At 73.4% G+C, this 13912-nt stretch carries 13 protein-coding genes; 2 read left to right on the top strand and 11 right to left on the bottom strand.

Annotated features, from left to right (window positions below; all coding sequences use genetic code 11):
• Nucleotides 1–16: 16 nt before the first annotated feature.
• Nucleotides 17–214: a DUF1918 domain-containing protein gene (locus ACF1ED_RS17910; protein ID WP_391761460.1), complete on the top strand. Its 198-nt coding sequence runs from the start codon at nucleotides 17–19 to the stop codon at nucleotides 212–214.
• Here the strand turns inward: ACF1ED_RS17910 and ACF1ED_RS17905 are convergent.
• A complete protein-coding gene (locus ACF1ED_RS17905) occupies nucleotides 211–1452 on the bottom strand; it encodes a glycoside hydrolase family 10 protein (protein ID WP_391761458.1) in 1242 nt (413 codons plus the stop codon). The genes ACF1ED_RS17910 and ACF1ED_RS17905 overlap by 4 nt on opposite strands.
• A gap of 198 nt (nucleotides 1453–1650) precedes the next feature.
• Between ACF1ED_RS17905 and ACF1ED_RS17900 the strand changes: the two genes are divergently transcribed.
• On the top strand, nucleotides 1651–2511 hold the full coding sequence (locus ACF1ED_RS17900) for a 3-hydroxybutyryl-CoA dehydrogenase (protein ID WP_391761456.1): 861 nt from the start codon (nucleotides 1651–1653) through the stop codon (nucleotides 2509–2511).
• 111 nt (nucleotides 2512–2622) lie between these two features.
• Here ACF1ED_RS17900 and ACF1ED_RS17895 read toward each other — a convergent pair whose 3' ends face one another.
• From ACF1ED_RS17895 to infC, 10 genes are all read right to left on the bottom strand, one after another.
• Nucleotides 2623–3153: an NUDIX hydrolase gene (locus ACF1ED_RS17895; RefSeq protein ID WP_391761454.1), complete on the bottom strand. Its 531-nt coding sequence runs from the start codon at nucleotides 3151–3153 to the stop codon at nucleotides 2623–2625.
• A 62-nt stretch (nucleotides 3154–3215) separates the two neighbouring features.
• Entirely contained in the window at nucleotides 3216–4556 is a 1341-nt protein-coding gene (locus ACF1ED_RS17890; protein WP_391761452.1) for a transcriptional regulator, read from the bottom strand.
• Between the two features lie 285 nt (nucleotides 4557–4841).
• The gene (locus ACF1ED_RS17885) at nucleotides 4842–5927 is read right to left on the bottom strand and encodes a PP2C family protein-serine/threonine phosphatase (RefSeq protein ID WP_391761450.1); all 1086 of its coding nucleotides are present in this window, start codon (nucleotides 5925–5927) and stop codon (nucleotides 4842–4844) included.
• A gap of 291 nt (nucleotides 5928–6218) precedes the next feature.
• Nucleotides 6219–8747 (bottom strand): phenylalanine--tRNA ligase subunit beta, encoded by a 2529-nt coding sequence (gene pheT / locus ACF1ED_RS17880; RefSeq protein ID WP_391761448.1) that lies wholly within the window; start codon nucleotides 8745–8747, stop codon nucleotides 6219–6221.
• Nucleotides 8747–9874 carry a phenylalanine--tRNA ligase subunit alpha gene (gene pheS, locus ACF1ED_RS17875; protein WP_391761446.1) on the bottom strand — a complete coding sequence of 376 codons (1128 nt, stop codon included), beginning with the start codon at nucleotides 9872–9874 and terminating at the stop codon, nucleotides 8747–8749. Before pheS ends, pheT begins: the two co-directional genes overlap by 1 nt.
• Before the next feature lie 166 nt (nucleotides 9875–10040).
• Entirely contained in the window at nucleotides 10041–11174 is a 1134-nt protein-coding gene (locus ACF1ED_RS17870; RefSeq protein WP_391761444.1) for an ATP-binding protein, read from the bottom strand.
• Between the two features lie 148 nt (nucleotides 11175–11322).
• A complete protein-coding gene (locus ACF1ED_RS17865) occupies nucleotides 11323–12162 on the bottom strand; it encodes a TrmH family RNA methyltransferase (protein WP_391761442.1) in 840 nt (279 codons plus the stop codon).
• A 114-nt stretch (nucleotides 12163–12276) separates the two neighbouring features.
• Nucleotides 12277–12663, bottom strand: a complete 387-nt coding sequence (gene rplT, locus ACF1ED_RS17860) for a 50S ribosomal protein L20 (RefSeq protein WP_030493496.1) — start codon at nucleotides 12661–12663, stop codon at nucleotides 12277–12279.
• A gap of 106 nt (nucleotides 12664–12769) precedes the next feature.
• Nucleotides 12770–12964, bottom strand: a complete 195-nt coding sequence (rpmI, locus tag ACF1ED_RS17855) for a 50S ribosomal protein L35 (RefSeq protein WP_015032399.1) — start codon at nucleotides 12962–12964, stop codon at nucleotides 12770–12772.
• 121 nt (nucleotides 12965–13085) lie between these two features.
• The gene (gene infC, locus ACF1ED_RS17850; RefSeq protein ID WP_391761439.1) at nucleotides 13086–13769 is read right to left on the bottom strand and encodes a translation initiation factor IF-3; all 684 of its coding nucleotides are present in this window, start codon (nucleotides 13767–13769) and stop codon (nucleotides 13086–13088) included.
• Between the last annotated feature and the right edge of the window lie 143 nt (nucleotides 13770–13912).

Here is a 13912-nt window from a genome sequence, read left to right as displayed (position 1 = left end):
GCGCGAGGAGGTCCCGATGCAGGCGAGTGTGGGCGACAAGCTGCTGGTGCACGGCCGGACCGTAGGTCAGCACGACCGTACGGCCCAGGTCCTTCAGGTGCTGGGGGAGAACGGCACTCCCCCGTACAAGGTGAAGTTCGACGACGACGGTCACGAGGCCCTGATGTCGCCCGGCCCCGACACCGTCGTCCGCCACCGCGGACAGCAGGGCTAGGGAGCGTCCCGCCGGGTCCGCGGCGCGCGGGCCCGGGACGGGTAGTGGTCGGCCACGGCGGTGGCGAGCGCGCCGTTGCGGTCCTCCGTGACCTCCTTCGCCGCGAAGTAGCAGTGCCCGCCGACGCCGGGCCGCCCGGCGGCCAGCGCGAGGTGCCGCGACAGCTCCTTCGGGTCCTGCCACGCCTCGGGCTGGGCCGGGTCGCCCGCCTTGTACAGCGCCTCGCCGATGTAGAGCCCGACGCCCGTCCCCCGTACCGCCGCGTCCCACCAGTCGAGGAGGGTGGCGTAGTCGGTGGCGGAGTGGCCGATGTGCCAGTACAGCTGCGGCACCACGTGGTCGATCCAGCCCTCCCCGATCCACTTGCGGGTGTCGGCGTACAGGTCGTCGTAGGTGGCCACGCCGGCGCGGGTGTCCGAGCCCTCGGGGTCGTCGGCCTTGTTCCGCCACACCCCGAAGGGGCTGACGCCGAAGGCCGTCCCCGGCCGGACCTCCTCGATCCGCGCGGACATCTCGGAGACCAGCAGGTCGGTGTTGTGCCGCCGCCAGTCCGCGCGGTCGGGGAAGTCCGCGCCGTACGCGGCGTACGAGGCGTCGTCCGCGAAGTCCTCCCCCGCCACCGGGTACGGGTAGAAGTAGTCGTCCCAGTGCACCGCGTCGAGCTCGTAGCGGCGCACCGCGTCCAGCATCGCGTCCTGGACGAAGCGCCGGACCTCGGGCAGCCCGGGGTCGTAGTACAGCTTCCCGCCGTACGGCACGGTCCAGTCGGGGTGCAGCCGGGCCGGATGGGACGCGGCGAGCCGCCCGGGGTCCGTGTGAGATGCCACTCGGTACGGGTTGAACCAGGCGTGCAGCTCCAGGTCCCGCGCGTGGGCCTCGGTCACCGCCGTGCCCAGCGGGTCCCAGCCCGGGTCGCGGCCCTGCGTGCCGGTGAGGCACTGCGCCCAGGGCTCGTGCGGCGAGGGCCACAGGGCGTCGGCGGTGGGGCGCACCTGGAGGACGACCGTGTTGAGCCGCCGCTCCACCGCCCGGTCCAGGTGGGCCAGGAGCTCGGCCCGCTGCGCGGCGGCCGTGAGCCCCGGGCGGGACGGCCAGTCGCGGTTGGCGACGGTCGCCACCCACATGCCCCGGAAGCCGCCCTCCGGCGCGGCCCGCTCCCGTCCCGGACGGCGCTCCGCGGCGACGCCCGGAGCGCCCGCCCCCAGGACGGCGAATGCCGCTCCCGTGGCGGTCGTCACAAACCCTCTTCTCCCGATAGGCCGCACTTGTACCCCTCAGCTGTCGGATACGTCACAACCCCCCGGGACAGCATGCCCGCTCCGGCCGATCGATCATCGCGCGAATCGGAGTAACGTCATGGGGTCGAGGCGTGCGCACCGGAATCACACGGGGGCCCGCCGCCAGAGAAGAGCGAAAGGCACGAGGTGACGGACTCCATGGCCGACATTGAGCGCGTCGGAGTGGTGGGCTGCGGCCAGATGGGCGCGGGCATCGCAGAGGTGTGTGCCCGGAGCGGCCTCGAGGTGAAGGTCGCCGAGACCACCGGCGAGGCGCTGGAGATCGGCCGCACCCGACTGCTGAACTCGCTGACCAAGGCCGCCGAACGCGGCAAGATCAGCGAGGAGGAGCGGGACGCGGCGCTCGCGAACCTCTCCTTCACGACCGACCTGGGCGAGTTCGCCGACCGTGACCTCGTCATCGAGGCGGTCGTCGAGAACGAGCAGGTCAAGACCGAGATCTTCCAGGTGCTCGACCAGGTCCTGACCCGGCCCGACGCCATCCTGGCCTCGAACACCTCCTCCATCCCGCTGGTGAAGCTGGCCGTGGCGACCTCCCGCCCCGACCACGTCATCGGCATCCACTTCTTCAACCCGGCCCCGGTGCAGAAGCTCGTCGAGCTGATCCCGGCCCTCACCACCTCCGAGGGCACGATCAGCCGGGCGCAGGCCTTCGCCGAGAAGCTGCTCGGCAAGCACGCGATCCGCGCCCAGGACCGCTCGGGCTTCGTCGTGAACGCCCTGCTCGTGCCGTACCTGCTCTCCGCGATCCGGATGTTCGAGTCCGGCATCGCGAGCCGCGAGGACATCGACAACGGCATGGAGTACGGCTGCGCCCACCCGATGGGCCCGCTCAAGCTCGCGGACCTCATCGGCCTCGACACGATCGTCTCGATCGCCGACTCGATGTACTCCGAGTTCAAGGAGCCCCTGTACGCCGCTCCCCCGCTGCTCCAGCGGATGGTCGACGCGGGCCGGCTGGGCCGCAAGACGGGCTCCGGCTTCTACGTCTACTCCTGACGCCCCGGCGTCCCCCCGACGCCCCCGGCGTCCCCCGAATGTCGCTCTCCGCGGCAGGAACGGCTCGTACCCCCGCACAGGTACGGGCCGTTCCGTCTTTCCCGGCGGCCGTCAGCCGAGCCGCAGGTGGTGGAGCATCAGCAGGCCGGCCGCCATGTTGGCCGCCGGGATCTCGCCCCGGGCGATCAGCTCCGGGACCTCCTTCAGCGGCACCCACGCGCGCCGCGAGGACTCGAAGCCGTCGACCGGCGGGCCGGTCCAGGTGGCCCGGTCGGCCCAGTAGAGGTGGTGCCGGGCGTCGCTGAGCCCGTTGGAGGGCTCGACGGTGAGGAGGTGGCGCAGCGGCCCCGGCCGCCAGCCGGTCTCCTCCTCCATCTCGCGGGCGGCGGCGGCCTCGGGGGTCTCGCCGTCCTCGACGACGCCGGCGGCCAGCTCCCAGCCCCAGCTGTCGGTGATGAAGCGGTGGCGCCAGAGCATCAGGACCTCGTCGGCGTCGTTGACGACCGTCGCGACGGCGACGGGGCGGAGCCTGATCAGGTAGTGGTCGAGGTGGCGGCCGTCCGGGAGTTCGACGTCCGCGAGGTTCACCCGGAACCAACGGTTCTCATAGACCGATCGCTCACTTACTTTCGTCCACTGCACGTTCTTGCCACCTTCCGACTGGTAGGTGCGTGTTCGGTGGCAATATCGCAGCAGCTGGACGGTCAGAGCGGAACGCGCAGGGCCCCGTCGATCAGCGCCGCCGCCTCCCGCGCGTCCCCCGCGTCACTGGCCAGCAGGTGCTCCCGGGCCTGGAGCAGCCGGTCCCGCAGCCGCCGCGACTCCATACCGCGCGCCCGCTCGGTCATCTCGACCGCCGTACGCGCCGCCGAGTCCGCCTCGCCCTGCCGCAGTTCGACCTGGCAGAGCAGCGCCAGCCGGTGCACCCGGCCCCGGTCGTGCGAGGGCGTCCCGGCCGCCCGCGCCGCGTGCTCGTACGCCCCCGCGAGATCACCCAGACTGAGGAGGGCCTCCGCGACCTGCACGTTGACGAGCCCGGGCTGGACGTAACCGGTCTCGGCCGGCTCCGCCGCCGGCGCGATCCGCTCCGCCGCGCGCTCGGCCCGCAGGATGCAGTCGAGCGCCGCCGCCCCGTCCCCCAGCCTGGCGTACGCCTTCGCCTGCATCGCCGTCAGGTCCGCCGCCAGCGCCGGGGTGATGGTCCCGTCCGCCGCCCGCAGCGCCGCCTCCGCGAAGGCCACCGCCTGCCGGAACTCCCCCAGCAGCAGGCACTGGTTGACCATCAGCGCGATCACATAGGCGCCGAACGCCCGGTCCCCGCTGGCCTTCGCCAGCCGCAGCGCCTGCTGGAAGTAGCGCTGCGCGAGCCCGTGCGCGTCGGCGTCGTAGGCGCAGATCCCGGCCACCGCCACCAGCCCCCCGGTGGCCCGGTGCAGGGAGCGGCCCAGGGCGTCGCTGTAGGAGCCGCGCAGCCGGGGCGCGGCCTCGGTGGTGAGGAAGCCGACGATCCGGGCGCGCGTCGCGATGCCGCCGGCCTTGCGGTACATCTGCTCGTAGTGCGCGCGGGCCGCGCTGAGCAGGGCGATGTCGGCGGGCTCCACCCGGGTCAGGCCGGACCGGGAGACGTCGGTGTCCTCCGGCGGGTTCTCCCACTCCCACACCGGGATCACCGCGGGCGTGCCGGTCACCGCGGGCGCGCTCACCAGGTGCGGGCGCTGCTGCTCGTCCGAACGCCACAGCGCGGTGGCGCGGTCGACGAAGCCGGAGAGCGGGCTGCCGGGCGCGGGCGGCCCGCCGCCGGGCACCCCGAGCCCGATGTCGTCGAGGGTGACGGGCCTGCGCAGCCGGGCCGCGAGCACCTCGCAGATGAGGTCGGGCACCTGGCCGCGCGGCCGCTGGCCCTTCAGCCACCGCGCCACGGCGGTGTGTTCGTAACGCAGGGCAAGTCCCCTGGCCCGGCCGGCCCGGTTCACACGGTCGGCGAGCCCGGCGTGCGAGACGCCCGCCTCGTCCAGGAGGGCGTCGAGCAGGGTGTTGGGCTGCATGGCCCCTCCGGTCGCTCGGTGAACTCAGCGTAGCGGTGGCCGAATTCGCCCGGTGCGTTTTCGCACGGGGTGTGAATGAAGTACCCGTTCTTCCGCTCCGCGCGCGCTGCCGCCGGCGGAGCCGTACCGCTTGACTGGGCTCCTCCTCGCCGGCCGGCGAGGAGCGACCGGGCCGCCGGCTCCCCCCTCGTACAGTGCGGTCGCCCGGTCCGCGCCGCCCGCCCCGCCGATCTGCCCGACACTCCGTGGCGGGGCGGGTGGCGCCCGTACCCCCGGACCCTCCGCTCAGCAGTGGGTGGAGGGAGCGGGCCGGGGACGGCGCAGCCCGGGTTCGGCGGGCTGCGCCGGCACGCGGACGCGGTCGTTGCGGACGACGAGCAGCGCGACGTCGTCGGCGAGCCGGCCGCCGGTGTGGCGCAGCAGCGCCTCGTGCACCTGCCGGACGACCCCCTCCGGCGAGCCGCCGGCGCCGCGGGCGAGCTCCGCCTCCAGGCCGAAGAAGCGGCCGCGGTGGTCGCGGGCCTCCTCCGCCCCGTCGGTGTGCAGCACCAGCGTCTCGCCGGGCAGCAGCCGGGCGCCGGTGTACGGGACGAGCACGGCCGGCAGCGGCAGCACGCCGAGCGGCGGCAGCGGCTCACCGACGGGCAGCCGCTCCGTCCGGGGTCCCAGCCGGTACGGGGCGGGATGGCCGCAGTCGAGGACGGCGAGCCGCCCGTCGGCGCGGACCTCCAGGAGCAGCAGCGTCACGAACTCCTCGGCCACCGGGTGCTCGGGGGCGCCCGCGCCGCGCGCCGGGTGCTCGTCGCGCGCCCGCTCCCGCAGGTGCCGCTGCAGCGCCCGCTCCAGCCGCCGCAGCACCCCGCCGAGTTCGGCCTCGTCGTGCGCGGCCTCCCGGAAGCTCCCCAGCACCGCGACGACGGCGCCCAGCGCGGCCAGACCGTGGCCCCGCACGTCCCCGATGACGATCCGCACGCCGTACGGCGTCGCCACCGCCTCGTACAGGTCGCCGCCGACCGAGGCGCCGCGGGTGGCCGACAACTGCCCCGCCGCCAGGGCGAGTCCGTCGAGCCGGGCGGGCGGCGGGCGCAGCAGCACCCGCTGGGCCGCCTCGGCCACGGCCCGCACCCGGGCGAGCTCGCGCCGCAGCTGCCGCCGCACCCCGAGGACGAGTCCGGTGCCGACGGTCAGGAAGACGATGCTGGTCGCGATCCGCATCGGCAGCCCCGGCTGCCGGGCCAGCGGACAGCCGAACTTCCACGCCACCGCCACCGCGCCCCAGCCGACCGGCAGGGCGAGCGGGGCGGAGCCCCGGATCCGGGACCCGAGGGCGGTCCTCGTACGGCTGCGGTCGCTACGGCTGGTACGGATCATGTACGGCCCTTCCCGAGCCCCGACAGCGCCCGGAGGCCCTGCGGCACACAGGTCCGCCCCTGTGGCCGCGTCGATTCTGCCGACCGTACGGACCACGGGGGAACACCCCCCGGCGATCTCACCCGAAGGAGTGAGCGCCCCCGGCGCGCCGCCCCGCGCCAGGCCCGCGCCACGGGCACACGGTCCCGACGGTCGCGGCCGTGTGCGAGGCGGGCGGGTCCGGGCGGACGGCGAAGGGCCGCCCCGGGAGCTGGTCCCGGGGCGGCCCTTCGTGGCGTTTCCGCCGGCGGGTCAGGCGCCGCGCAGCACGGCGCCCGTGTGCTCGGCGGCCAGGGCGACCGCGGCGTCGCGGGCGGCGGTGGCCTCCTCCACGGTGAGGGTGCGGTCCGCGGCGCGGAACTTCAGCGCGTACGCCAGGGACTTCTTGCCCTCGCCGACCTGGTCGCCGGTGTAGACGTCGAACAGGCGGATGGACTCCAGGAGTTCGCCCGCGCCGCCGGCCAGGTAGTACTCGACCGCGGCGGACGGCACGTCCTGGTCGACGACCAGGGCGACGTCCTGGGTGGCGACCGGGAAGGCGGAGATGCGCGGGGCCTTGACCGGTCCCCCGCTCGCCCGCTCCAGGACGTCCAGGTCCAGCTCCATCGCGCAGGAGCGGGCCGGCAGGCCCAGCGCCTTGACGACGCGCGGGTGGAGCTCGCCGCCGTGGCCGGCGAGGGTCTTGACCCCGTCGATCACCACGTGGAAGGCGGCGCAGCGGCCCGGGTGGAACGGCGCGTGCTGGTCGGCGTCGATCAGCAGCTCCGCACCGGCCTCGGTGGCGATGGTGCGGGCGGCCTCGATCGCGTCGGCCCAGTCGGCCGGGCGGCCCTTGCCCCACCAGCCGGACTGCTCGCGGGCACCGGCGAGGACGACGGCGGCGCGGCGCGGCTGCGCGGGCAGCGCGGCGTTGACGCCGGCGATCTCCTCGTCGGTGGGACGGCGGTCCACCGGGAGACGGACCGCGACCCTCGGCTCGCCCTCCGGGCGGAAGACCAGGCCGGTCTCGAAGAGGGCCAGGTCGTGGCTGCCCCGGCTGTCGTTCCGGCGCAGCGCGGCGAGCAGGCCGGGGAGCAGCGTGGTGCGGAGCGCGGGCTCCTCGTCGGAGAGCGGGTTGACGAGGGTGACGACCTTCCGGCGGGCGTCGTCCGCGTCGAGGCCGAGCTGGTCGAGGGCCTGCTGCCCCATGAAGGGGTAGTTCAGCGCCTCGACGTAGCCGGCGCCGGCCAGCGCGCGGCCGACCCGGCGGTGGACGCGCTGGCGCTCGGTGAGGCCGCGGCCGGCCGGGGGCTTCGGCAGCGTCGAGGGCAGGTTCTCGTAGCCCTCCAGCCGGATGACCTCCTCGGCGAGGTCGTTCGGCGCGTTCAGGTCGGGGCGCCACGACGGCACGGTGACGACGAGCTCGTCCTGGCCGTAGACGTCGCAGCCGACCTCCTGGAGGCGGCGGACGACGGTCTCGCGGCCGTACGCCATGCCCGCCACCCGGTCGGGGTGGTTCGCCGGCATGGTGATCGTGCGCGGCGCGGACGGGGCGGCGATCTCGGTGACGCCGGCCTCGGCGGTGCCGCCCGCGAGCAGCACCAGCAGGTCGACGCAGCGCTGCGCGGCGGCGGCCGCGGCCTGCGGGTCGACGCCGCGCTCGAAGCGCTTGGACGCCTCGGAGGACAGCTTGTGGCGGCGGGCCGTGCGGGCGATCGAGATCGCGTCGAAGTGCGCGGCCTCGATGACGACCTCGCTGGAGCCGGTGACGGCGCCGGTCTCGGCGTCGGTCACCGGGTCGGCGATCTCGGTGTCGGCGCCGCCCATGACGCCCGCGATGCCGATGGGGCCGCGGTTGTCGGTGATGACCAGGTCGGCGGCGTCGAGGACGCGGACCGTGCCGTCGAGGGTGGTGATCTTCTCGCCGGCCTCGGCGCGGCGGACCCCGATGGGGCCGTCGATCCGGGTGCGGTCGTAGGCGTGCAGCGGCTGACCCAGCTCCAGCATCACGTAGTTGGTGATGTCGACGGCGAGCGAGATCGGGCGCATGCCCGCCTTCTGGAGGCGGCGCTGGAGCCAGATCGGCGACCGGGCCTCGGGGGCGAGGCCGACGACCGTGCGGGCCGTGAAGCGGTCGCAGCCGACCGGGTCGGCGATCTGGACCGGGTAGCCGTACGAGTTCGGCGCGGGCACGTCGAGGAGCGCCGGGTCACGCAGCGGCAGCCCGTACGCGATGGCGGCCTCGCGGGCCACTCCGCGCATCGAGAGGCAGTAGCCGCGGTCCGGGGTGACGGCGATGTCGAGGACCTCGTCGTACAGCTCCAGCAGGACGGTGGCGTCGATGCCGACCTCGTGCTCCGGCGGCAGGATGATGATCCCGTGGTTCGGGTCCTCGCCCATGCCCAGCTCCTCGCTGGAGCAGATCATGCCGCGCGAGACCTTGCCGTAGGTCTTGCGCTCGGCGATCCGGAAGTCACCGGGGAGGACGGCGCCGGGCAGGGCCACGACGACCTTGTCGCCGACGGCGAAGTTCCGGGCGCCGCAGATGATCTCCTGGGGCTCGCCGGTGCCGTTGGCGGAGCCGACGTCGACGGTGCAGAAGCGGATGGGCTTCTTGAACTCCGTCAGCTCCTCGATGGTGAGGACCTTGCCGACCACCAGCGGGCCGGTGAGGCCGGCGCCGAGCCGCTCGACGGTCTCGACCTCGAGGCCGGCGGTGATGAGCTTGGCCTGGACGTCGCGGCCGGTCTCCGTCGCCGGCAGGTCGACGTACTCCCGCAGCCAAGAAAGCGGGACCCGCATCAGATCTCCATCCCGAACGGCCGGGTGAACCGGACGTCACCCTCGACCATGTCTCGCATGTCTTCCACGTTGTGCCGGAACATCAGCATCCGCTCGATGCCGAAGCCGAAGGCGAAGCCGCTGTACTTCTCCGGGTCCACGCCGCAGGCGACGAGCACCTTCGGGTTGACCATGCCGCAGCCGCCGAGCTCGATCCAGCCCTCGCTGCCGCAGGTGCGGCAGGGGCGGTCGGGGTCGCCGACGGACTCGCCGCGGCAGACGTAGCAGAGCATGTCCATCTCGGCGGACGGCTCGGTGAACGGGAAGAAGTTCGGGCGGAGCCGGGTCTTCATGTCCGCGCCGAAGAGCGCCTGGACCATGTGGTCGAGGGTGCCCTTGAGGTCGGCCATGGTGAGGCCCTCGTCGACGGCGAGCAGCTCGATCTGGTGGAAGACCGGGGTGTGCGTGGCGTCGAGCTCGTCGGTGCGGTAGACGCGGCCGGGGCACACCACGTAGACCGGGGGCTCCCGGTCGATGAGGGTGCGGGCCTGGACCGGCGAGGTGTGGGTGCGCAGGACGACGCCGGACTCGTCGCCCGTCGTCCCTTCCGGGCCCCGGACGAAGAAGGTGTCCTGCATCTGCCGCGCCGGGTGGTCCGGCACGAAGTTCAGGGCGTCGAAGTTGAACCACTCGGCCTCGACCTCGGGGCCCTCGGCGACCTCGTAGCCCATGGAGACGAAGACGTCGGCGACGCGCTCCATCAGCGTGGTCAGCGGGTGGCGGGCGCCGGCCGGGACGCGGTCGTACGGCAGGGTGACGTCGACGGCCTCCTCGACGAGGACGCGCGCGTCGCGCTCGTCCTCCAGTTCGGCCTGGCGGGCGGCGAGCGCCTTGGAGACGACGCCTCGGGCCTGGCCGACGAGCTTGCCGGCCGCGGCCTTGGCCTGCGGGGGCAGCGCGCCGATCTCGCGGTTGGCGAGGGCGAGCGGCGAGGTGCCGCCGGTGTGCGCCGTCTTGGCGTGCGCGAGCGCGTCGAGGTCGCCGGCGGCCGCGAAGGCGGCGAGCGCCTCGTCCCGCATGCGCTCGATCTCTTCCGGTTTCAAGGCTTCGACCTCGACCGGGTCGTACGACTTATTGGGTGCCGACATTTCTTCCCGTGCTTCCGTTGGGCTTGGCTGGGGCGACCCCGGTTCGACGACAGACGACAAGGGCGCGAACGTGCCAAAGGTCGAGTCTAACGGGGTGGGGACACGCTGATGAGCCCGTGGGGGCCCCGGTGGCTCTGGTTCCCGTCGGGTCTCGGTGCGTGAGACGTCAGACGAGATGGGCCGGGGCGCCGACGGGCAGGGTAAATCGGAACTCGGCGCCGCCGCGCGGGCCGCGTCCGACGGTGATGGTGCCGCCGTGGGCCTCGACGAGGCCCTTGACGATGTAGAGGCCGAGTCCGGTGCCGCCGCGCTTGCTGCCCCGCCAGAAGCGGGTGAAGACGCGGTTCACGGACTCCTCGGGGATGCCCGGGCCCTCGTCGCTCACGGTGACCTCCGTCCCCTCCTCGCCGGTGCCGTCGTCGCCCGCGGTGCGGGGCGCCACCTCGATGGTGACGGTTCCGGCGCCGTGGCGCACCGCGTTTTCCAGGAGGTTGCCGAGGATCTGGTCGATCTTGTCGGGGTCGGCCCAGAGCGCGGGCAGTCCGGGCCGGGTCCGGACGAAGAAGCGGTCGGGGGGCTGGCCGCCGGTGGTGTGCACCTGGATGTGGCGGCCGACGGCGGCGGTGATGTCGACGGGCTGGCGGCGCACCTCCAGGCGGCCGGAGTCGATCCGGGAGATGTCGAGGAGTTCCGCGATGAGCCGTTTGATGCGGCCGGCGTCGGCGTCGACGGTCTCCAGCATGAGCCGCTTCTGCTCGTCGGTGAACCGCTCCCACTTGCTGAGGAGGGTGGCGGTGAAGCCCTTGACGGAGGTGAGCGGGGAGCGGAGCTCGTGGGCGACGGTGGCGATGAGCTCGGCGTGGCTGCGCTCGGAGCGGCGGCGGGCCTCGGTGCCGCGCAGGGAGACGACGACCCTGCGGACGGGGCCCGTGGGGTGCTCCCGGACGTACCGGGCGGAGACGAGGACCTCGCGGCCGCCGGGCAGCAGCAGGTTGCGCTCGGGCTGGCCGCGCCGGGTGGCGAGGCCGCCGTACGGGTCGGTGAGGGACCACCAGCGGTGCCCCTTGAGGTCCTCCAGGGGCAGCGCCTGGTCGAGCGGGCGGCCGAGGGCCTCGTCCCCGGGGACGGCGGTGATGCGGCTGGCGGCGGCGTTGAAGCAGACGACGCGGCCCCGCTCGTCGGCGACGACGAGTCCGTCGGGCAGGTCGTCGGGGTCGATCGCGGGCCACGGCTCGGGCGCGCGCGTCCCGTCGCCGTGTCGTCGCGCGGTCCGTGCGGGACTGTCCGTGCCGGCCGTCATCCCCGTCTCCCACCCCTCCGTGTAGCGCAGTGGGCCCCCGAGTGCGTCACTCTACTGGGCGAGGGTGACCGGCGGGAGCCGGAAGGACACACGGGGTGGCCGGATCGCGACGGCGGGGCGCGGCGGCGGGGCGCGGCGGCGGGGCGCGTCAGGCGGTGCGGCGGGGGCGCTGGGCGCGGGCGGAGGCGTACAGGCAGACCGCGGCGGCGGTGGCGAGATTGAGGCTCTCGGCCTTGCCGTGGATGGGGACGCGGACGACGGCGTCGGCGAGGGCGCGGGTCTCCTCCGGGAGCCCCCATGCCTCGTTGCCGAAGATCCAGGCGGTGGGGCCGCCCATGGTGCCGGCGTCGAGCTCGTCGTCGAGGTCGTCCTGGCCGGCGCCGTCGGCGGCGAGGATGCGGACGCCCGCGGCCTTGAGGCCGGCGACGGCCTGCTCGACGGGGACGCCGACGGCGACGGGGAGGTGGAAGAGGGAGCCGACGGAGGCGCGGACCGACTTGGGGTTGTAGAGGTCGACGGAGGCGTCGGTGAGGATCACCGCGTCGGCTCCGGCGGCGTCGGCGCAGCGCAGCACGGTGCCGGCGTTCCCGGGGTCGCGGACGTGCGCGAGGACGGCGACCAGCTTGGGCTTCGCGGCGAGGATCTCCTCGAACGGCGAGTCGAGGAAGCGGCAGACGCCGACGAGGCCCTGCGGGGTGACGGTCTGGGAGACCTCGGCGAGGACGGCGTCGGAGGCGTGGTGGACGCGGGCGCCGGCGGCGCGGGCGGCCTCGACGATGGGCGCGTACCGCTCGGCGGCCTCGACGGTGGTGAAGAGCTCGACGAGGGCGGGGGCGCCGTCGGGGCCCCGGTGCGCGACGGCCTCGCGGACGGCCTGGGGGCCCTCGGCGAGGAAGAGGCGGTCCTTCCCCCGGAAGTTGCGCTTGGCGAGCCGCCGGGCGGCGACGACGCGCGGGGAACGCGGGGAGATCAGCTCGGGGGTGGACATGTGCCTGGGGCTCTCTGTCTCGGTCTCGTCGGGGTGCGGGGTGCGGTGGTCAACGCACCGGACCCGCAGGCGCGGGGCCTGCGGGTCCGGGCGGAAGCACTGCGGCCTGGAAGATCAGGCGGCGGCCTTCGGGGCGTTGACGTCGGCCGGGAGGGCCTTCTGCGCGACCTCGACCAGCGCGGCGAACGCGTTGATGTCGTTGACGGCCAGCTCGGCGAGGATCTTGCGGTCCACCTCGATGTTGGCGGCCTTCAGACCCTGGATGAGGCGGTTGTACGTCATGCCGTTCTGACGGGCAGCGGCGTTGATGCGCTGGATCCACAGCTGACGGAAGTCGCCCTTGCGCTTCTTCCGGTCGTTGTAGTTGTAGACCAGCGAGTGGGTGACCTGCTCCTTGGCCTTGCGGTACAGGCGCGAACGCTGACCGCGGTAGCCGGAGGCCTGCTCGAGGATCGCCCGGCGCTTCTTGTGGGCGTTGACCGCCCGCTTGACGCGTGCCACTTTTAACTCCTTGCAGCGGGGTCGTGGTGGTCCTCACACGACCCGAAAAACGGATGGAACCCGGTCTTGGCCGGATGCCCTCGTCGCCGAGGGCGGGAGATCAAGCTCAGATGCCCAGCATCTTCTTGATCTTGGCGGCGTCACCCGGGGCCATCTCGGCGTTGCCGGTGAGGCGACGCGTCAGCTTGGACGACTTGTGCTCGAGCAGGTGGCGCTTACCGGCGCGCTCGCGCAGGATCTTGCCGGAGCCGGTGACCTTGAAGCGCTTCTTGGCACCGGAGTGCGTCTTGTTCTTCGGCATCGCGCCGTATCTCCTCGTCAGTGGCGCTCCCCCGGTGCGGGCACCGGACGTCAGGGAGCGTCAGTTCTTCGTTGGTGGTTCCGGGCGGGGCCTGGGGCTGCCTGGGTGGCAGCCCGCCGGATCACGCCTCGGTGGTGTCGGTCGGGGCCTCGGCCTCGGCGACCGGGGCTTCCTCGGCCGGAGCCGCGGGCGCCTCGTCGGAGGTGATGCCCTGACGCTCGGCCTTGCGCGCGGCCTGGGCCTCGCGAGCCTCGGCCATGGCCTCGGTCTTCTTCTTGTGCGGACCGAGAACCATGATCATGTTCCGGCCGTCCTGCTTCGGGTTGGACTCGATGAAGCCGAGCTCCTCGACGTCCGACGCCAGCCGCTGGAGCAGCCGGAAACCAAGCTCGGGACGGGACTGCTCACGACCACGGAACATGATCGTGATCTTGACCTTGTCGCCCTGCTTGAGGAACCGGACGACGTGACCCTTCTTGGTGTCATAGTCGTGCGGGTCGATCTTCGGCCGGAGCTTCATCTCCTTGATGACCGTGTGCGCCTGGTTCTTGCGCGCCTCACGGGCCTTCATGGCCGACTCGTACTTGAACTTCCCGTAGTCCATGAGCTTGCACACGGGCGGGCGGGCGGTCGCCGCCACCTCGACCAGGTCGAGGTCGTACTCCTGTGCGAGCTCCAGGGCCTTGGCAAGCGGAACAATCCCGACCTGCTCGCCGCTGGGTCCGACAAGTCGCACCTCGGGAACGCGAATCCTGTCGTTGATGCGGGGCTCGGCGCTGATGGATCCTCCTCGGTAGCACCACACGACCGCCTGGCGGACGGACGCGCAACATCTGTTTCTGAGACCAACCGAGCCGGCACATGAAAAATGCCCCGGACGGGACACAGGCGGGGCTCCAAGAAAAAACCGGAACACCACCACGGTCAGCCGCGGGGCGCACATCGGGC

It is taken from the genome of Streptomyces sp. NPDC014656 (genome assembly GCF_043084305.1).
Classification (GTDB): domain Bacteria; phylum Actinomycetota; class Actinomycetes; order Streptomycetales; family Streptomycetaceae; genus Streptomyces.
The sequence above is the reverse complement of the archived record's forward strand: the minus strand, read 5'-3'. Positions and strand labels throughout refer to the sequence as shown.

Coding starts and splice junctions, on each gene's coding strand:
- ACF1ED_RS17910 (WP_391761460.1), top strand. CDS start 17: ATGCAGGCGAGTGTGGGCGACAAGCTGCTGGTGCACGGCCGGACCGTA.
- ACF1ED_RS17900 (WP_391761456.1), top strand. CDS start 1,651: ATGGCCGACATTGAGCGCGTCGGAGTGGTGGGCTGCGGCCAGATGGGC.
- ACF1ED_RS17890 (WP_391761452.1), bottom strand. CDS start 4,556: ATGCAGCCCAACACCCTGCTCGACGCCCTCCTGGACGAGGCGGGCGTC.
- ACF1ED_RS17885 (WP_391761450.1), bottom strand. CDS start 5,927: ATGATCCGTACCAGCCGTAGCGACCGCAGCCGTACGAGGACCGCCCTC.
- pheT (WP_391761448.1), bottom strand. CDS start 8,747: ATGCGGGTCCCGCTTTCTTGGCTGCGGGAGTACGTCGACCTGCCGGCG.
- pheS (WP_391761446.1), bottom strand. CDS start 9,874: ATGTCGGCACCCAATAAGTCGTACGACCCGGTCGAGGTCGAAGCCTTG.
- ACF1ED_RS17870 (WP_391761444.1), bottom strand. CDS start 11,174: ATGACGGCCGGCACGGACAGTCCCGCACGGACCGCGCGACGACACGGC.
- ACF1ED_RS17865 (WP_391761442.1), bottom strand. CDS start 12,162: ATGTCCACCCCCGAGCTGATCTCCCCGCGTTCCCCGCGCGTCGTCGCC.
- rpmI (WP_015032399.1), bottom strand. CDS start 12,964: ATGCCGAAGAACAAGACGCACTCCGGTGCCAAGAAGCGCTTCAAGGTC.